This is a genomic window from Dactylosporangium sucinum, assembly GCF_014647515.1.
Lineage (GTDB): Bacteria > Actinomycetota > Actinomycetes > Mycobacteriales > Micromonosporaceae > Dactylosporangium > Dactylosporangium sucinum.
This window is the reverse complement of the sequence record NZ_BMPI01000109.1, coordinates 1-18,353: the sequence shown is the minus strand read 5'-3', so window position 1 is coordinate 18,353 and position 18,353 is coordinate 1. Positions and strand designations below refer to the sequence as shown.

General features: G+C 72.8%; 17 protein-coding genes. 12 read left to right on the top strand and 5 right to left on the bottom strand.

What is annotated here, in order from left to right:
* Nucleotides 1–145: 145 nt before the first annotated feature.
* Complete coding sequence (locus tag IEZ31_RS52825) at nt 146–1,198, top strand: NAD-dependent epimerase/dehydratase family protein (RefSeq protein WP_190257756.1); 1,053 nt, start codon at nt 146–148, stop codon at nt 1,196–1,198.
* Between the two features lie 362 nt (nt 1,199–1,560).
* A complete protein-coding gene (locus IEZ31_RS52820) occupies nt 1,561–2,457 on the top strand; it encodes a COG4705 family protein (RefSeq protein ID WP_190257755.1) in 897 nt (298 codons plus the stop codon).
* A 144-nt stretch (nt 2,458–2,601) separates the two neighbouring features.
* On the opposite strand, the gene IEZ31_RS52815 is transcribed toward IEZ31_RS52820, so the two are convergent.
* Entirely contained in the window at nt 2,602–3,573 is a 972-nt protein-coding gene (locus tag IEZ31_RS52815; RefSeq protein WP_190257754.1) for a Gfo/Idh/MocA family protein, read from the bottom strand.
* Nucleotides 3,574–3,624: 51 nt separating this feature from the next.
* On the opposite strand from IEZ31_RS52815, the gene IEZ31_RS52810 reads away from it, so the two are divergent.
* Nucleotides 3,625–4,281, top strand: coding sequence for an HAD family hydrolase (locus IEZ31_RS52810; RefSeq protein WP_190257753.1), 657 nt, complete (start codon nt 3,625–3,627; stop codon nt 4,279–4,281).
* Nucleotides 4,282–4,331: 50 nt separating this feature from the next.
* Here IEZ31_RS52810 and IEZ31_RS52805 read toward each other — a convergent pair whose 3' ends face one another.
* Genes IEZ31_RS52805 through IEZ31_RS52790 form a run of 4 tightly spaced genes read right to left on the bottom strand, consistent with a single transcriptional unit; the run spans nt 4,332 to nt 8,280 of the window.
* Nucleotides 4,332–5,384 (bottom strand): alcohol dehydrogenase catalytic domain-containing protein, encoded by a 1,053-nt coding sequence (locus tag IEZ31_RS52805; RefSeq protein ID WP_190257752.1) that lies wholly within the window; start codon nt 5,382–5,384, stop codon nt 4,332–4,334.
* Nucleotides 5,377–6,066 (bottom strand): TenA family protein, encoded by a 690-nt coding sequence (locus IEZ31_RS52800; RefSeq protein WP_190257751.1) that lies wholly within the window; start codon nt 6,064–6,066, stop codon nt 5,377–5,379. The genes IEZ31_RS52805 and IEZ31_RS52800 overlap by 8 nt, the downstream gene beginning before the upstream one ends.
* A gap of 21 nt (nt 6,067–6,087) precedes the next feature.
* Nucleotides 6,088–6,993 carry an FAD binding domain-containing protein gene (locus IEZ31_RS52795; RefSeq protein ID WP_190257750.1) on the bottom strand — a complete coding sequence of 302 codons (906 nt, stop codon included), beginning with the start codon at nt 6,991–6,993 and terminating at the stop codon, nt 6,088–6,090.
* Between the two features lie 42 nt (nt 6,994–7,035).
* On the bottom strand, nt 7,036–8,280 hold the full coding sequence (locus tag IEZ31_RS52790; RefSeq protein ID WP_190257749.1) for an MFS transporter: 1,245 nt from the start codon (nt 8,278–8,280) through the stop codon (nt 7,036–7,038).
* A 337-nt stretch (nt 8,281–8,617) separates the two neighbouring features.
* On the opposite strand from IEZ31_RS52790, the gene IEZ31_RS52785 reads away from it, so the two are divergent.
* From IEZ31_RS52785 to IEZ31_RS52745, 9 genes are all read left to right on the top strand, one after another.
* The gene (locus tag IEZ31_RS52785) at nt 8,618–11,284 is read left to right on the top strand and encodes a molybdopterin-dependent oxidoreductase (RefSeq protein WP_190257748.1); all 2,667 of its coding nucleotides are present in this window, start codon (nt 8,618–8,620) and stop codon (nt 11,282–11,284) included.
* A complete protein-coding gene (locus IEZ31_RS52780) occupies nt 11,281–12,300 on the top strand; it encodes a thymidylate synthase (protein WP_190257747.1) in 1,020 nt (339 codons plus the stop codon). The genes IEZ31_RS52785 and IEZ31_RS52780 overlap by 4 nt, the downstream gene beginning before the upstream one ends.
* A 19-nt stretch (nt 12,301–12,319) precedes the next feature.
* Nucleotides 12,320–12,847, top strand: coding sequence for a nucleoside 2-deoxyribosyltransferase (locus IEZ31_RS52775; RefSeq protein WP_190257746.1), 528 nt, complete (start codon nt 12,320–12,322; stop codon nt 12,845–12,847).
* 33 nt (nt 12,848–12,880) lie between these two features.
* Entirely contained in the window at nt 12,881–14,704 is a 1,824-nt protein-coding gene (locus IEZ31_RS52770) for a PfkB family carbohydrate kinase (RefSeq protein WP_308429539.1), read from the top strand.
* Entirely contained in the window at nt 14,701–15,126 is a 426-nt protein-coding gene (locus tag IEZ31_RS52765; RefSeq protein ID WP_190257744.1) for a YciI family protein, read from the top strand. Before IEZ31_RS52770 ends, IEZ31_RS52765 begins: the two co-directional genes overlap by 4 nt.
* A gap of 16 nt (nt 15,127–15,142) precedes the next feature.
* Complete coding sequence (locus IEZ31_RS52760) at nt 15,143–15,580, top strand: cupin domain-containing protein (protein ID WP_190257743.1); 438 nt, start codon at nt 15,143–15,145, stop codon at nt 15,578–15,580.
* A complete protein-coding gene (locus tag IEZ31_RS52755; protein ID WP_190257742.1) occupies nt 15,577–16,839 on the top strand; it encodes a class I SAM-dependent methyltransferase in 1,263 nt (420 codons plus the stop codon). The genes IEZ31_RS52760 and IEZ31_RS52755 overlap by 4 nt, the downstream gene beginning before the upstream one ends.
* A gap of 10 nt (nt 16,840–16,849) precedes the next feature.
* A complete protein-coding gene (locus IEZ31_RS52750; RefSeq protein ID WP_190257741.1) occupies nt 16,850–17,884 on the top strand; it encodes an NAD-dependent epimerase/dehydratase family protein in 1,035 nt (344 codons plus the stop codon).
* Between the two features lie 14 nt (nt 17,885–17,898).
* Nucleotides 17,899–18,353: glycosyltransferase family 2 protein (locus IEZ31_RS52745; RefSeq protein WP_190257740.1), on the top strand; the 455-nt coding region annotated here is incomplete at its 3' end.

The window sequence follows — 18,353 nt, the reverse complement described above, 5'->3', positions numbered from 1 at the left end:
CCCGACGCGGTGGCAGGCCGACCCACGGTTCGGCGAACCCAGGCTGCCACGAAGTGCGAACGCGGCCGCCGGCAGACGCTGCGGCGGATAGAGTCCGGGTGAGCGGCTGCTCGCGGCAACCGCCCACCCGGGGGAGGACCGGCGGATGCGGGTACTGGTCACCGGCGGTGCCGGGTTCATCGGTGCGCACGTGGTGGAACTGTTGATGGCGGCCGGGCATGACGTGGTCGCGTTCGACGTGCTGCACCCGGCCGCGCACCGCGGCCTGCCTGACGCGCCGCCGGAGGTGGATGTTCCGCTCGTGCGCGGCGACGTTCGCGACCCCGAGGCGGTGGCCGCCGCGCTGCGCGGGGTCGACGTGGTGGCGCACCAGGCCGCGAAGGTCGGCATGGGCGCGGACCTGGCCGATCTGCCCGACTACGTCGGCCGCAACGACCTGGGCACCGCGGTGCTGCTGGCCGAGATGGCCCGCGCCGGCCTGCGGCGGCTGGTGCTGGCAAGCTCGATGGTGGTCTACGGCGAGGGGGCGTACACCTGCCCGGTGCACGGCGCGGTCCGGCCGGCCCCGCGTACGGTGGATGACCTGGCGGCCGGCCGCTTCGAGCCGACATGCCCACGCTGCGCCGCGCCGCTGCTCCCAGGGCTGGTCGACGAGGATGCGCCGCTGGAGCCGCGCAGCGTCTACGCGGCGACCAAACTGGCCCAGGAACATCTGACCGCGGCGTGGGCCGGTACCGTCGGGGCGAACGCGGTGGCGCTGCGCTACCACAACGTGTACGGGCCGCGGATGCCACGCGACACCCCGTACAGCGGAGTGGCGGCAATCTTCCGCTCCGCGCTGGAGCGCGGCGTGGCGCCGCGAGTGTTCGAGGACGGCGGGCAGCGCCGCGACTTTGTCCACGTCCGCGACGTGGCGATGGCGAACGCGGCCGCGCTGGACGCCACCGGCGGGCCGACTGCCGGATTCCGGGCATACAACATCGCCTCGGGCCAGCCACACACGGTGGGCGAGCTGGCGACGGCGCTGGCGACGGCCTGCGGCGGCCCACCGCCGGTGCTGACCGGCGAGTTCCGGGCCGGCGACGTACGCCACGTGGTCGCCTCGCCCGAACGGGCCCGTCGGGAGCTCGGCTTCAACGCGACGGTCGGCTTCGAGGAGGGCATCGCCGCATTCGCCCACGCGCCGCTGCGGGTTTGAGCAACGACCACCGGTCTTGGTTCGCACCTGGCCTCCGACCGCGGTGCGGCAGGTGTACGAGGAGATCATCACCGACGGCGTGGTTCGGGCGTTCACTGCGGGCGGTGGAGGCGATCCGCGCGGCACGGTGACAGTCGGCGAAGCGCAGGGTGGCGGGCCGCGTTCCACCTCGCCCTGCAACTGCCGTCAGTACCCTGCTCCTCGCCGATGAGAGCGCTGAAGGCGGCGAGATCGAGGCGGCCCGCCGACCTGAAGACCAGGCGCGCCCGCTCTTCAGGCTTTTCTTATCTGGTTGGCGTAGGTTTGCCCCGATTTACCGGCCGTCGCCAGGCCCGGCGACCAGATCGGCGCAGGGAGCTCTGATGAAGCAGGCCGAGGACGTCACCAAAGCGCGGCTCGCCAACGGCGGCCGGTATGTCATGAAGAAACTCCCCGAGGTCACCCTCGCTTTCTGGATCATGAAGATCGCCGCCACCACCCTCGGGGAGACCGCCGGCGACCTGTTCGCCCAGACCCTCAAACTGGGGTACTTCCTGACCACAATCGCCCTGTTCGGCATCTTCGTGGCCACGTTGCTGGTGCAGCTGCGATCCCGCAGGTACAACCCGTTCTTCTACTGGACGGTCATCCTGTCCACGAGCATGGCCGGCACGACCGTGTCGGACTTCATGAACCGCGACGCGACCGCCAAGTACCTCCCCGCGGGTGCCTACGCACTCGGCTGGGGGCCGCAGGGATTGGGCCTCGGCTACCCGACGGGAGCGGCAATCCTCGTCGCATTGTTGATCGCCATCTTCGTGGCGTGGCGGTACACCGGGCTGACGTTTGCCATCCGTGACATCGACACGTTCCGCGGTGAGGCGCTGTTCTGGGCGGCGATCCTGGTCTCCAACACGCTGGGCACCTCGATGGGTGATTTCCTGTCCGACAGCTCCGGTCTGGGGTACGGCGGCGCCGCCCTCCTCGTCACCGGCGCCCTCGTGGCCCTGCTCGCCCTCAAGTACATTCCCGTCGTGCCGAACGTCGCGTTGTTCTGGGCCGCGTTCGTGCTGACCCGGCCGCTGGGCGCCACAGCCGGCGACTTCCTCACCAAGCCCACCGCCAAGGGCGGCCTGGATCTGGGCACGCTCGGCTCGTCCGCAGTCCTGCTCACGGTCCTGTTCGCCCTCATGGCCTACGCCCATGTCAAGGACCGTCAGCGCGGCCCACGGCTGCACGAGCGCCGCGCCGCCGGCGGTCGCCTACCGGCCGAAGGATGAGCGCCTTGGTCTGTAGAACGAATGTCGGATCACTGAGCTACGAGACGCCCTTGGACGACCGCGAGGAAGCAGGCCTCGCCGGCGAAGGAGGATGTGAGCACGGCACGGTCTCGCCCCAGGTGCGCGGGCCGCCGCGCCCGCGCATCAGGCCGCCGCGCGGACGGCCTCCACGAGTTCGGCCTGGCGCAGGATCTCGGCACCCTCCGCCAGCCGCACCGGGCCTTCGCGCACCGCGCGGTCGAACGCCCGAACGACATTGCCGAACTGGTCGTCCGGGGCCAGCAACCGCTCCTCGACGAGGTCCGCGCGCTCGAGGCGCACGACCGGCAGCCAGTGCGCCGGTGGGGTGAACGCCCGCGACAGCTCGAGGCGGCCGCCGTCGCCCCACAGCGCGTAGGCCGAGCGGTAGGAGTGCCGGAAGCCGTAGGCGAGCTGGGCGCTCGCGCCGGCTGCGCCCCGGAGCAGGACCGCGCCGGCCACGTCGACGCGGTGCCGTTCGTCGATGACGGACGTGGCGCCGACGACGTGCAGATCCGGCCCGAGGAAGAGCCGGCTGGCCCGCAGGGGGTACACCCCGATGTCGTTCAGCGCGCCGCCGCCCAGCCGCGGGTCGTTGCGGATGTCGCCGGCCGGGCGGGGCGGGATCCCGAAGTCGCAGGTGAAGGCGAGCACACGGCCGATGGCGCCGGCCTCGACCAGCCGGCGCACCGTGGCGTGCTGGCTGTGGTGCAGGAACATGAAGCTCTCCATGAGGGCCAGGCCCCGCCGCTCGGCCAGCGCCACCAGTTCGACCGCGTCCGGCTGCCGGGTCACCGCCGGCTTCTCCACCAGCACGTGCTTGCCGGCCTGCAGGGCGGCCCGGACCCAGTCGGCGTGCAGGCCGGCCGGCAGCGGCACGTAGACGGCGTCGATGTCGGCCCGGTCGAGCAGGGCCTCGTAGCCGGTCACCGCCGCGCAGTCGAAGGCGGCGGCGAACTCCCGGGCCCGCTGCGGGGTGCGGCTGGCCACCGCCACAAGGTCGACCGCCGGCTCGGCCACCAGGGCCGGGAGCATCCTGCGCCGCGCGATGTCCGCGCACCCGAGCACGCCGATCCGCAGATTTATACCGTGTGCCATTTGAGATTGACCGATCCCATTTGTTGCCCATCTCCTGATAGCGTTGTTGGCATGTTTGCGGTGCTGTACGACTTCGACGGTCTGCTCATCGACAGCGAGGCCGCCGGCCTCGTTTCCTGGCAAGAAGTGTATAGCTCGTTCGGTCATGAACTCGACCTCGAGCACTGGCTTGCGGAAACGCTCGCCGGTCGGGGCCCGTGCATGCCGCGCGAGCGGTTGACCGCCCTCCTGGACGACCCAGTCGACTGGGACGAGGTTGAGGCCAAGCGGCTGCTGCGCCGCAATGAGCTGCTCATACTGCGCCCTGGGGCGGCCGCCCACCTGGCCCGGGCCGAGCAGCTCGGGGCGATAACCGGCATTGTCTCCAATGCGCCGGACTGGTGGATCAGCGAGCGGCTGGCCGCCGTGGGAATCAGCGAGAGTCGCTTCGACGTCATTGTGTCAAAATCGCCGGTGCTGGCCAAGAAACCGGCCCCGGATGCATATTTGGCCGCCTTGGAAATCCTCGACATTCTGCCCGACAATGCGCTGGCCTTCGAGGATAGCCCGATCGGCGTGCAGGCCGCCCAGGCGGCCGGAATTCGTTGTGTCGCGGTGCCGAACGACGTGACCCGGCGGTTCGATCTGTCGATGGCCGACGTGCTGCTGCCGAGGCTGGACGCCCAGCCGATCGAGGAACTCCTCGAGCGGCTCCAGCTCCGCCGCTGAGCCGTGCTCGGGGCTGGGCGGCCCGGCCGCCCGGCCCCGACGACGACGGCTCAGGGCCGCAGCACCAACCGGCCGATCACCTTGCCCGATTGCAGCCGGTCGAGGGCGTCGTTGACCTCGGCCAGCGGATACCGGTCGGCGACGGGGACCCGCAGCCGGCCGGCGGCGGCCAGGCGCAGCGCCTCCCGGGCGTCGGCCGCCGTGGCCCCCACGGAGCCCAGGATGCGCGCCTCCCGGGTCACCACGGCCGCGACGTCCAGCCCGGCGGGCCGGCCGGTGTACCCCACGAGCACCACCCGGCCCTGCGGCCGGACCATGCCGACGGCCTGGGCCGGGGTGTACTCGTTGCCGACCGTGTCGACGACGACGTCGCATCCGCCGCCGGAGGTGGCGGCGCGGACCGCCGCGACCGCGTCCTCGGCCGCCGGGTCCACGCAGTGCCCGGCGCCCAGCTGCCGTGCGGCGGCCCGGCTGCCGTCGTGCGGGTCGACCGCGACGACCCGGGCGCCGCGGGCCAGCGCCACCTGGACGGCCGCCAGCCCGACGCCGCCGACCCCGATCACCGTCACCGTCTCGCCGGCGGCGACCTGGGCGACCGTGTCGATGACGTGGACGCCGGTCGTCCCGGAGCAGCCGAGGACGGCGGCGTCGTCCAGGGTCACCGCGGCGGGCACCTCGACCAGGCACCGTGCCGGCACGGCGAGGTACTGGGCGAAGCCGCCGTCGGTGTCGAAGCCCCACTTGGCCTTCGGCTGCCGGCAGAGGTTCTCGAGCCCGCCGGCGCACCAACGGCACCGGCCGCAGCCGTCGTAGTAGTAGACGAGGACCCGGTCGCCGGCCGCGAACTCGACCCCGTCGCCCGCCTCCACGACCTCGCCGGCGATCTCGTGGCCGAGCACCAGCGGCAGCGGCGGGCCGGCCGGCACCCCGGCCACGAGATGCAGGTCGGTGTGGCAGACCCCGGCCGCGCGGACCCGGATGAGCGCCTGGCCGGCCGCCGGGGCGGGCACCGGCCGGGCCTGAATCTGCAGGGCCGTGTCGAGGGCGGCCAGCACGGCGACGCCCATCGAGGCGGGGCGGGCGGCGGGGTCCGGCTCAGGCATCCCGGCTCCCGGGCCAGGCGACGTCCAGCTTCCAGGCGGCGTCGAAGACGTCCACCTGGTGCTGCACGCTGCGCAGGTAGCACAGGTACATATGCTCGCGACCGGCGTCGTCGGTGCGGACCGCCTGCTCCTCCATCACCTCGGCATGGGCCTCGGCCATGCGGTAGACGGCCCGCTGGACGTAGATGTCGGCCCACTTCTGGTAGGCCGGCGGCCCGTCGACCCGCACGTCGCGGAACCGCTGCCCGATGACCTGGCTGAACATCGCGCAGGGCAGCAGCGCCGACGCGATCTGCCCGATGTCGCCTTCCAGCGCGGTGCGGACCAGGTGATTGGCGTAGGCCTCCCGCGCGGGGATGTAGGAACCGCGGTCGGTGCGCAGCTCCTGCTCCACGCCCAGGTCCCGCAGGAGCTCGCGCTTCGCCTCGATCTCGTTGAGCAGCCACACGTCGTCCAGGACGGTGGTGGCCGCCTTGGCCCAGGGTGTGCCCGGCGCCTTGGCCACGCCCAGCGCGAGGCTGCGATGCAGGTCGACGATGTAGGGCGCGTCGTTTACCTGGAACGACACGAACTTCTCCACCGGCAGCTCGCCGGCGGCCATCGCCTCGATCCAGGGGTGGTGGCGGTAGGCGTGCCACACGTCGGCGGCCCGCTGGTAACACTCTTCGACGAACGACAGCATCGACTGGGGTCTCCGTCCTCGTTATCCCGCGGCGGCGGGTTGGTGCGCCCGGCCGGCCCGGTGCACAGCCTGGGTGAGCGCCCGGCGGATCAGGACCTGCACGGCGTGCCGGCGGTAGGCCGCCGTGGCAAGCCCGTCGGACGCCGTGCGGATCGTGGCCGCGGCCGTGCGGGCCGCACGGGCGACGGCACCCTCGTCCGGGCGGACGCCGAGCAGGTCGGCGCCGGCCGCGGTGAGCAGGCCGCCGGGGTGGCCGAGGGTGTAGGCGGCCAGCCGGGCCTCGGTGCAGCGACCCGCGGCGTCGACCGCGATGCGCGCGGCCGCGCCGGCCAGTTGGGGCCCGGTGCTGCGGTGGGCGATCCGGGCGAAGCCCCAGCCCGCGCCGCCGGCGCCGGCCGGAAACAGGATTTCGGTGACGACGTCGCCGGGGCCGAGGGGGCGTCCGGTGAAGAACTGCGGCCCCGGCACGGTTCGCACGCCGCCGGGTCCGGTCACCACCACCGTGGGGCGGAGCACGTCGGCCACGGCGGCGAGCTGCAGGGCCGGGTCGCCGTGGGCGATGATGCCGCCGATGGTGCCGCGCCGTCGGGTCAGCTCGGTGCCAACCGTGCCCAGCGCGACGGCCAGCAGCTCCTGGCCGGCCCGCACGGCGCCGAGCAGGACCTCGGACTGCCGCGCGGCCGCGCCGGCGACCAGCCGACCGGCTTGCCCGGTGGTGGCCGGACCGTCCCGGACGTGGCGCAGGGTCGCGATCCGGGTGATGTCGACGACCAGGTCCGGTTGCCGGCGGCGCGTGCGCAGCAGCGGTACCAGGCTCTGGCCGCCGGCCAGCACGGCCGGGTCACCGGCCCCGCACAGCAGCTCGGATGCCTCCTCGACGGCCCGGGCAATGTGAAATCGAAATGAACTGGCGTGAACCGTACCCACCCCCGTTTGGTCGCACCCTCCCAGCGCCGCCGAATGCGGCAGTCAGGCGGATGTCACGCTCACCGGTTCTTCGGCAGGCAACCGTTTCTCCAGCAGGAACATCGCGGCGGTGGCCACCGCGGTGAGTGCGCCCAATACGATCCACGGCAATGCCGCTCCGTGCGCATAAAGAACCGTAAAGAACGTCGGTGCCACAATATTCGCAATGGTGAAGCAGTATTGGAAAACTGCGAGATAGCGCCCGCGCACATGCTCCGGGGCGGCCGCGGCGGCCAGCGCGTTGGAAATGGGCGCATGCAGCAATTCCGCGCCTGCATAGAAGACCATGCTGATGAGCAGGTATGGCAACAGGACGACCGCCGGCACCTGCAGTGCTGCGGCGAAGGCCACGGACCACAGTAGCCAGAGGACGCCCGCCACCACCATCGCCCGCACGCGCGACAGCGGCCGGGCCCACCGTACGACGAGCCCCTGCCCGGTGGCCAGCAGCAGCGTGTTGACGGCGAGCAGCGGGCCGATCAGCCACTTCAGCGACGGCGCACCCTCGATGATGTAGACCGGCACCGCGATGCCGACCATGACGCTGCACAGCGCGAAGACGGTGTTGGCGGCGATCAGCAGCAGGTAGGGCCGGTCGCGCAGCAGGACCCGGTAGCCGCCGCCCGAGGCTGCCTGCGGTGCGTCCTGCGGTGCCCGGCGTGCGCCCCGCGGCACCAGGGTGAGCAGCAGCGCGGAGACGGCGAACGAGACCGCGTTGGCCAGCGCGACCAGCCGGTACGTGGATACCGAGGCATCCACCAGCACCAGGCCGCCGACCAGCGCCCCGAGCCCGGTCCCGGCCGCCTGCACCATGCCGACCAGGGCGAAGCGCTGGTCGTTGAGCCGGCGTTCCTCCCCGGGCTCGGCCAGGCCGGCCACCAGCGTGAAGAACGACGACCAGAACACCCGCTGCCCGACCGCGACGACCACGACAACCGCGAGGATCGCGATGGGGCCGTCGACCCAGCGGTACATCGCGAAGCCGGCCGCCTGCAGCACCTGCGCGACCAGGACGAGGTCGCGCGGGTTCCAGCGGTCGGCGAGGTAGCCGATCAGCACCGGCAAGGGCAGCGTCGCGAGCGTGGCCGCGCTCATCAGCAGGCCGACGGTGGTCAGCGGGATGTGCGTGACGGCGGTGAAGTACAGCAGGGAGATGGGCATGAAAAGGCCGCTGCCGATCATGTCCACAGCGAGCGCGACGACGAGCGGAACTGTGCCCCTCTTGCCGAGAGCAGCGCGATCGAACACGTGATTCTATCCCCGTTTCGGTGCGGTGAAAGCCTTTCCGTGCCTTGAGGCGGCGCCCCGGGGGAGGCCCGACGATGGGTCCCCAGCATTGGGCGACATCGGTGAGAGCGCTTTCCCGTTTCTAGCACAGGCGTCGATGCGCGGTCAACCCGAAAGATCAGAATCGCAATATCTGGATTTACCAGCAGCGATCTTTGCATGGGGTTGACGCGCCACTGCCGGAGTCGGTAGGAAAGGAGGCGACATTCACTCGTGTCTCAGCATCAGGCCAACTACGGGGGTAGGGCCATTGCAAGCCGATCCATTGCTGCGCCGTTCATTTTCCGAGCACGCCCGGGTGGCGTGCACCGTAAACGGCGCACCCGTCCGCGCCGACGCGCCGACCGGCCTCGCCTTGAATGCATTCCTCAGCATGCATGGATATCCGGTGAACACCGGGTGCGACGTGGGCCAGTGCGGGCACTGCCTGGTCCGGCTGGACGGCGAGCTCGTCCGCTCGTGCCTGGTGCTTGCGGCCCAGTGCGAGGACGCCGTGATCGAGACCGTCCAGGGCGCCGACCCTCCGCGGCAGTCCGTGCGTGACTGGATGTCGGCCTGCGGCGCGCTGCAGTGCGGACATTGCAGCCCGGCCTTCGTCCTGGCGATGGGGCCGGACGGCCCGTTGCGGCCGGACCGCGATGTCCGATCGGCGCTGAGTGACGTGGTGTGCCGGTGCACCGGCTACACCGGGCTGGCCCGGGCGGCCGCCGGCGTGCTGTCCGGCGCGCGGCCCGAGGGCAAGGGCCGGGTGGAGGACGAGCGCCTGCTCACCGGCCGCGGCACCTTCGTCGGCGGGCGCCACGCGACGGGCCAGCTCTGGGCCCGCATCGTGCGCAGCGCGCGGCCCCACGCCCGGCTGCGGGCCGTCGACATCACCGCGGCGGCGGCCTGCCCCGGCGTCGCCGCGGTCTTCACCGGCGCGGACCTGCCACCCTCGATGCGCTCGTTCGAACGGGGGCTGCCTGGCCCGGCCGAGCCCGTCCTGGCCACGGCGACCGTCCGCTACGCCGGTGAGCCCGTCGCCGTCGTCCTGGCCGAGGACCCGGCCGCCGCCGAGGACGCCGCCGCGGCCGTTGTCGTGCACTACGACGAGTTGCCCCTGCTCACCGTGCCGGCCGACGCCGGCGAGCTGCCACCGGACGACCCGTCCTGGCTGCCCGAGCAGGCCCAGTGGGTGCCCGGTCAGGATGACCGCAGTGGCGACCGGGACCCGGTCGTCATCACCCGCAGGTTCACGCTCGCCCGGCAGACGGGCCTGCCGATGGAGAACCGCGGCGTGCTCGCCGTATGGGACGCCGCGGCGGCCGTGCTGACCATCCATGGCTTCGTCAAGCTCCCGCGGGCCAACGCGGCCGTCGTCGCCGCGGCGATCGGGCTTACCCCGGCCCAGGTGCACACGCCGGTCGGCGACGTCGGCGGCGGCTTCGGCGTGCGGGGCGAGCTCTACCCCGAGGAGCTGCTGGCCGCCTGGGCCGCGCACCGGCTGGGCCGGCCTGTGAAGTGGGCCGAGGACCGGGCCGAGCACCTGCGCGCCACCAATCACTCGCGCGGCCAGGTGTGGGAGGTGACGATGTCGGCGGAGCGCACCGGCCGGCTGCTCGACGCCGACGTCACCCTCGTGCAGGACGCCGGCGCCTACGCCCGGCCGCTGACCGCCCTGGTGCCTTACCTCGCCTCGGCGATGTTCCCCGGCCCGTACCGGCTGCGGTCCTACCGAGCCCGGGTCCGCTCGCTGCTGACCAACCGCACGCCGATCGGCACGGTGCGCGCGCCGGGCCGCTTCGAGGCCAACTTCGTGCGTGAACGCATGATCGACATGCTGGCCGAGGAGTTGGGCCTCGACCCGGTGCGGTTGCGGTCGCAGAATCTGCTCGGCGCGGCCGACATGCCCTACGACGCCGGCACCGTCAACGAGGGCCCGGTGCACTACGACAGCGGCGACTTCAGGGCGGCGTTCGACGAGGCGGTGGCCCGCGCCGGCCGCTGGGCCCCGCGGGACCGGCCGGACGACGGGCTGCTGCGCGGCACCGCCGTCGTACCCTTCGTCGAGAAGGCCGGACTCGGCGGCCCGGAACGCGCCATAGCCTCGGTGCTCGCCGACGGCGCCATCGCGGTCCAGGTGGCGTCCTCGCCGTCGGGTCAGGGCCACGAGACGACGCTCGCTGCCGTCGCCGCGGACGAGCTGGGGCTCACCCGCGACCGCGTGCGGGTCGTGTTCCCGGCCGGTGAGAGCCGGGCCACGGGCCTGGGCACCTTCGCCAGCCGCACCGCCATGCACACCGGCAACGCCGTGCTGATGGCGTGCCGGCGGCTGAAGGCGATGGTGCTCGAGCGGGCCGGCGGCTGCTCCCTGCGCGACGGCACCGTGCTGGACGCCGCCGGCCGGCCCGTCACCACCCTGGCCCGGTTGGCGGCGGCGACCGGGGCGCCGCTGACCGCCGAGGGCGAGTACACGGTCGACGCCCACACCTACCCCTACGGCGCGGTGACGTGCGGCGTGGCCGTCGACCCGGAGCTGCTGCAGGTCCGGGTCGAGCGGCTCGCCATCTCCTGCGACGTCGGCCGGGCGCTCGACCTGGACATCGTGCACGGGCAGCTCATCGGCGGGCTCGTGCAGGGTGTTTCCGCGGCGCTGTACGAGGAGCTGCCCTACGCCGAAGACGGCCGGCCGCTCGCCGACGGTTTGGAGCACTACCTCGTGGCCCTCGCCGCTGACGTGCCCGACGTCGAGGTCAGCATCATCGAGCCCGCGCCGCTGACCGCGGCCAGCCCGGTCAACCCGCTCGGCGTCAAGGGCATCGGCGAGGCCGGCATGGCCGCCGCCGCCGCGGCCGTCGCCGCCGCGGTCTGCACCGCCATGCCCGCGCTGAACGCCCGGCTCACCGCCGTGCCGATGACCCCCAGTGCCCTCTTCGCCGCGGCCGGGGGCACGCCGTCCGTCACCGACGTCAGGAGTGAGCAGTGACATCCCGATCATTCGCGTCCTTCCAGGATGCGTATCTGTGGTACCTGCGGGAGGCCTTCGAGCGGCCGGAGTACCGCAACGCCCCCCGCGGGGCCAAGAGCTCCGAGCTCATCGGGGTCAGCTACCGCATCGCCGACCCGGTGCAGCGGGTGGTCTCGCTGCCCAGCCGCCGGACCAACCTGGTCTTCAACTTCGCCGAGGCGCTGTGGTACCTGGCCGGGTCGAACCGGCTGCCGCACATCGAGTACTACGCCCCGACCATCGCGCGATACTCGGCCGACGGCCGCACGCTGACCGGCACCGCCTACGGCCCCCGGATCTTCGACTACGGCGGCGCCGGCCTCGACCAGTGGCGCAGCGTCATCCGGACCCTGACTGACGACCGGGACAGCAAGCGGGCCGTCATCCAGATCTTCGACCCGCGGGAGCTGCTGGTCGAGGACAACATCGACGTGGCCTGCACGCTGGCGCTGCAGTTCATGATCCGCGACGACCGGCTCTGCGGCGTCGGCTTCATGCGGGCCAACGACGCCTTCCGGGGCATGGCCAGCGACGTCTTCTCGTTCACGCTGCTGCTGGAGGTGATGGCCCGCCAGCTCGGCGTCGAGGTCGGCACCTACCATCACCACGTCGGCTCGATGCACGTCTACGACACCGACGCCGCCTGGGCCGAGCGGGTGCTCGACGAGGCCGCCGCCACACCCGCCGGCGGGGCCGACTTCCCGGCCATGCCGGGCGGCGACAACTGGCCGCACATCCGCCAGGTGTTGGCCTGGGAACGGGAGCTGCGGCTGGACGCCACCCGGCTGACCCCCGGTCACCTGTCCCGGCTCGACCTGCCCGACTACTGGCGGCACGTCGTGGCGCTGTTCGAGGTGTACCGCCAGATCCGCCACGCCACCGGCGTCGACCCCGCGATGCTCGACGAGCTTCCCGCACCGTACCGGTCCTCGGTCCTCACCCGATGGCCCGAGTTCCACCGCCCTGACCAGCCCGCCTACGCCAAGCCGATGTGACCGACCAGGAAGGACGCTCATGACCACCGTGCAGGAGACCGCCGTCGAACGGTTGACCCCGGACTCCGTCTTCGTCGGGGGCCCGTTCTACGCCCTCGTCAACCCGGAGACGGGCCTCATGGCCGAGCAGGACCAGAACAAGATCGAGAGCATCATCCAGTACTTCGAGAAGGCCGGGGCGAAGGTCTACAACGCCCACCGGCGGGAGGCGTGGGGCGCCAAGTTCCTGACCGCGCCGGAGTGCACGAAGCTCGATTTCACCGAGATCAGCCAGTCCGACGTCTTCGTGGCCTACCCCGGCGTGCCGGTGTCGCCGGGCACCCACGTCGAGGTGGGCTGGGCCAGCGCCCTGGGCAAGCCGATGGTGCTGCTGCTGGAGAAGGGGGCCAAGCACACCTTCCTGGTGACCGGCCTGCAGACCGTGGCCAACGTCGAGTTCGTCTGGTTCGACACGGTGGAGGAGATCCTCGAGCAGCTGCCCGACGCCGTGCACCGGGTGCTGAGCCGCAGCGGCCCGGTCATCACCTCCACCGCCGACCCCGTCTGAGTTCCCGCACGCCAACCGACCGAGGACGGCCACGTGTCTGACAACATCCCGGTGTGTTTGACCATCGGCTCCAGCGATTCCGGGGGCGGAGCCGGCGTGCAGGGCGACATCAAGGCCTTCGCCTCGGTGGGCTGCTTCGCGACCACCGTGGTGGTCGGGGTGACCGCCCAGAGCACCGACGGCGTCACCGGTCGGTGGGGCGTCCCGGTGCCGGCGGTGCTGGCGCAGCTCGACGCCGTGCGCCGCGGGTTCCCCCTGCGCGCGGCCAAGGTCGGCACCACCTGGAGCGAGGAGCTGATCCGGGCCCTGGCCGGACCGCTGCGCGAACTGGCGGGCGACGGCGTGCCGATCGTCGTCGATCCGGTCATGGTCTCCACCGCCGGGTCCTGGCTGTCCGAGGTCGGCCGGACCCGGGCGGCGGTGCTGGAGACGCTGCTGCCGCTCGCCGCCGTGATCACGCCGAACCGGCGGGAGGCGGAGCTGCTGGCCGGCGTGGCGGCGGGCGCGGCGAGCCGGCGCGACCTGGCCGAGGCGCTGGCCGGGCTCGGCGCCGCGGCCGTCGTCATCACCGGCGGCCCGGACGAGGCCGGCGACTGGTTCTTCGACGGCGCCGAGCACCGGCACCTGCACGGCGCGTGGCACGACAGCGGGGCCGAGCACGGCGCGGGCTGCGCCCACTCGGCCCTGATCGCGGGCCTCATGTCGCAGGGACGGCCGCTGGCCGCGGCCGTGCGCGAGGCGCACTGGCGGGCGGCCGAGGGGGTCCGCCACGGGCACACCCACCTCGGCACCACCGTGCACCCGGTGGACGTGCTCGGCATCGGCGCGGCGGCCGGGGACGCCCGCGGTCCGGCGCTGCGCTGGCCGCTGTCCTCGGCCCGGCCGCTCGATCCGCATCCCCACCCGGCAGCGCCGAAGAGCGGCCGGCCCGGGCGGCCACCGCGGCTCAGCGTCATCCTGCCGACCCGCGACCGCCCGGAGACCCTGCGGGCGGCGCTGGCCAGCGTGGCCGCGCAACGCCGCGACGACACCGAGGTGGTGGTGGTCAACGACGGCGGCGCGCCGGTCGAGCCCGTCCTCGACGAGTTCCGCTCGCACCTCGACCTGCGGCTCATCACGCTGCTGGCGGAGCACGGCCCGTCGGCAGCGCGCAACCACGGCATCGAGGCGGCCCGCGGGGAGTACCTGAGCTTCCTCGACGACGACGACGTCTACCTGCCCGGCCACCTCGAGTCCGCGCTGACCGCGCTGGCGGCCGGCGACGCCGACGCGGTGTACGCCACCGCCGGGGTCAGCCGGCGCCGGGTCGACCCGATTGCGGCCGAGCCGCCTGAGCTGCCGCACGCGTTCGACTTCTCCTTCCACGACGGCTTCCTGAGCGTGCTCAACTACATCCCGCCGACCGGTCTGGTGGTGCGGGCCGACCTGGCCGAGGCCATGCGGTTCGACCCCGACCTGCGCATCGGCGAGGACTGGGATCTCTGGCTGCGACTGTCCCGCCACCGCGGCTACCGCTTCCGGCACCTCGACCGGCTGGGCGCCGTCTACCACCGGATACCGGCGCACAGCGTCTCGGCCGACCCGGTCGGCGACGGGCGCCGGGCGCTGGCCCGGTTCCACGACGGCTACCGGCGCATGTGCGCCCGGTGGGCCGTGCCCGCGGGATCGCCCCAGGACGGCTACCGGCGGCTGGTGCTGCAGGTGTACGACCTGGCGTTCGTCCGGTACGACAGCGGCCGGACGCTGGGTTCGTTCTGGTACGAGCGCATGGTCCGGCTGCTGTACGACGGATTCGTGGCCGGGCGGCCGGCCGACGCGCTGGCACCGCGGCTCGCCCCGCTGCTGGAGGAGCAGTGAGCGCGCCGATGACGGCCGAGCAGGTCTACGCCCGCATGGCCCGGCTGCCGTTCTACGTCGTGCTCATGCAGCCCACCGGGCGGTACCAGCCGGACAGCGAGCCGGGGCGCGAGCTGATGCGGGCCCACCTGCAGTGGCAGCTCGAGCTCGAGGAGGAGGGCCGGCTGCTGGCCGCCGGGCCGCTGAACTACGGCCAGCCGGTCCGCCGGGACCACCCGATCGTCAACGCCGGCGGGATGTACATCATCGCCGCCGCCTCGGACCAGGAGGCCGCGGAGATCGCGGCCCAGGAACCCTTCGCGGTCGCCGGCTGGCGCACCTATGTCGTCTGTTCGTGGCTGCTCAACGAGGGTGTGGCCCGCGAGTGCGCTGCCGCGGTCATCGATCGATTCGGACCCGGCGGCGCTGCCGCGGCCGGCTGAGACCCAGGAGTTGTACGTGGCACCGTTTCCGGAAACCGACAAGATCCTTCCGCCCGAGGCCGTGTACCCGGACGCCCGGGGCCGGATCATCGCCTTGCCCGCTTTCCCGACCTCGCACGCGATGATCATCGAGTCGGGGCCGGGCGCCGTGCGCGGCAACCACTACCACCACCACGAGAGCCACCTGATGTACGTGGTGTCCGGCCGGATGCTCTACATCGAGGAGCAGGCCGGCGGCGACCTGATGACGCTGGACGTCGGCCCGGGCCAGGCCGTGGTGAGCCCGCGGGGCCTGGCTCACTGCACGGTCTTTCCCGTGGAGACGGTCATCGCGGTGCTGTCCGACGTCGACCGCAGCGGCGCGAACTACGAGGCCGAGGTCGTGCGGGTCGAACCCCTCCAGCGCCGGGCCGACATCTCGGCCTGGTACGACGGCCCGCAGGTCACGCCGTGACCGCCCCGGCGCCGCAGCCGGCGCTGCAGCGGGCCGCCCGGCCCACCTGTCTGCTCTGCGGCGGCACCGACGCCGCAGTGGTGGTGCCGCTCGAGCCGACGCCCCCGGCCAACCACCTCAGCGCCACCGCCGAGCAGGCCCGGGCGCTGCCGCGGTACCCGCTCGACCTTGTGCACTGCCCGGACTGCGGGCTGGTGCAGCTCGGCGACGTGGTGGACCGGGCCGAGCTGTTCAGCGACTACCGCTACGCGACCGGGGCGGTGCCCGCGCTGGTCCGGCACTTCGGCCAACTGGCCGAGCAGGTCATCGACCGGCTGCGCCTGGCGGCCGGAGCCCGGGTGACGGAGATCGGCTCGAACGACGGCACCCTGCTCGGCTTCTTCGCCGCCCGGGGGATGCGGGTCCTCGGCGTCGACCCCGCCGCGGCACTGGCCGCCGAGGCGGAGGGGCGCGGGGTGCCGACCCGCGTGGTGCTCTTCGACGACGAGGTCGCCGCCCGGATCGTCGCCGAGACCGGGCCCAGCGACGTGGTCCTGGCCAACAACGTGCTGGCCCACGTGCGCGACATCAACGCGGTCATCGCCGGCATCGCCCGCCTGCTCGCGCCGGACGGGACCGCCGTCGTCGAGGTCGCCTACGTCCTGCCGATGGTGGCCGGCGGCATGTTCGAGTTCATCTACCACGAGCACGTCGCCTACTACTCCCTGCACGTGCTGGGCCAGGCGTTCGCCCGGCACGGGCTCACCATCACCGATGTGGAGCAGATCGACACCCAGGGCGGCTCGCTGCGCTGCTGGGCGCGGCCGGCTCACGGCGCGGGCGAGCCCACGCCGGCGGTGACCGCACTGCTCGCGGCGGAGCGGGCGGCCGGCGTGGCCGACGGCCGTTTCCTCGACGGCTATGGCGAGGCCGTCCGGCGGGGCAGCGGCCGGCTGCACGACGTCGTCGCCGGACTGCACGCGCAGGGCCGCACGATCTGCGGCTACGGCGCCTCGGCCCGGGCGGTGACGCTGCTGGCCCAGTCCCGCATCGGCGAATACCTCGCCTGGATCGTCGATGACAACCCCCGCAAGGTCGGCCTGTTCACGCCGGGCGACGGCATCGAGGTGCGGCCGCGGCGCGACCTGGACGACGCGGGAGCCGACTACTGCATCGTCTTCGCGTGGAACTACGCCGACGCGGTGCGGGCCAACGCGGCGGCGTTCCGCGCGGCCGGCGGCGACCTCGTCATCCCCTACCCCGACCTCCTCATCAGCTGAAGGGCCCACCGTGCGCGTCTTTCTCACCGGCAACGAAGGCTATCTCGGCGCGGTCCTGCAGGAGGAGCTGACCGCCGAGGGGCACGAGGTGACCGGCGGCGACTCCGGTCTCTTCACCCCGCACTGCGAGCGGCAGGTCTGGGACGTCCGCGACGTCACGGCCGAAGAGCTGCGGGGGTACGACGCCGTGGTACACCTCGCCGGCCTGTCCAACGACGCCGCGGGAGAGCTGTCCGCCGACGCGACCGTCGACATCAACGAGTCCAGCTCCATCCGCCTGGCCCGGCTGGCCCGTACGGCCGGCGTCGAGCGGCTGGTGTTCGCCTCGTCGTGCAGCGTCTACGGTGCCTCGGCGGAGCCGAACCTGACCGAGGACTGCGTGCCGCAGCCGCTGACGACGTACGCGCGCAGCAAGCTGGCGGCCGAGCGGGCCATCATGGCCACCGGTACCGATGCCTTCCACCCCGTCGCGCTGCGGTTCGCGACCCTGTTCGGGTCCTCGCCCGCCTTCCGCAACGACCTGCTGGTCAACCGGATGGTCTCCACCGCCTGGCGCTACGGGCAGATCTCGGTGACCGGCGACGGCGGCGCCGTGCGCCCCCTGCTGCACGTGCGCGACGCCGCAAGCGCAGTCGCCCGGACCTTGGCCGCGAGCGTGGTCGACGTCCACGGCACCGTGTTCAACGTCGGCGTGCCCGGGGCCAACTACAGCATCCGGGCGGTCGCCGAGCTGGTCCAGGCCCGCTTCCCGGGGGCCCGGATCGTCTTCGCCGGCTCCCCGGACCGCCGCAGCTACGCCGTCTGCTTCGACCGGTTCACCGGCCGGATCACCACCTGGCGGCCGCGGCGCACCGTGACCGACGGCATCGCCGAGGTGGCCGACGCGCTCGACCGGTCGGCGCCGTTCCCGCGCCTGGGCAGCCAGTGGGGGCGCGGGGAGCGCAGTTCGTGGCTGTCGTTGCTGCGCCAGGAGGACGTGCTCACCGGCTCGTTCCGCTGGAACCGGCTCGCCGCCGTCGACCACATCCCGCCGTACGCCGCCTAGGCAAGGGAGCCGCCATGTCGTTGTCCGTCGTCATCCCCGCCCACGACCAGGCGCACAGTCTGGAGCTGGCCCTGGGCACCCTGGCCCGGCAGACGCTGGATAGGGCCGAATACGAGGTCGTCATCGTCGACGACGCCTCGACCGAGGACCTCGCCGCCGTTGTCGACGGCTTCGCCGACCGTCTGGACGTGCGGTACCTGCGCAACCCGGAGAACCTCGGCCGGGCCCGCACCCGTAACCGGGGCATTGCCGCCGCCCGCCACGACGACGTGCTGCTGCTGGACTCCGACTCGTTCTGCACGCCGGAGCTGCTGGAGCGCCACGACCGGTTCCCGCACCGGGCCGACGGCGGCGTGCTGCTCGGCCGCCGGCTGGAGCCGGACTGGGATACCTTAGCGCAGCTCATCGCCGGCCGGTTCCCGCAGCAACACAGCCGGCTGGAGGAAGACCCGCGCTACCAGCTCGGCTT

Coding starts and splice junctions, on each gene's coding strand:
- IEZ31_RS52815 (WP_190257754.1), bottom strand. CDS start 3,573: ATGGCACACGGTATAAATCTGCGGATCGGCGTGCTCGGGTGCGCGGAC.
- IEZ31_RS52810 (WP_190257753.1), top strand. CDS start 3,625: ATGTTTGCGGTGCTGTACGACTTCGACGGTCTGCTCATCGACAGCGAG.
- IEZ31_RS52800 (WP_190257751.1), bottom strand. CDS start 6,066: ATGCTGTCGTTCGTCGAAGAGTGTTACCAGCGGGCCGCCGACGTGTGG.
- IEZ31_RS52805 (WP_190257752.1), bottom strand. CDS start 5,384: ATGCCTGAGCCGGACCCCGCCGCCCGCCCCGCCTCGATGGGCGTCGCC.
- IEZ31_RS52820 (WP_190257755.1), top strand. CDS start 1,561: ATGAAGCAGGCCGAGGACGTCACCAAAGCGCGGCTCGCCAACGGCGGC.
- IEZ31_RS52825 (WP_190257756.1), top strand. CDS start 146: ATGCGGGTACTGGTCACCGGCGGTGCCGGGTTCATCGGTGCGCACGTG.
- IEZ31_RS52775 (WP_190257746.1), top strand. CDS start 12,320: ATGACCACCGTGCAGGAGACCGCCGTCGAACGGTTGACCCCGGACTCC.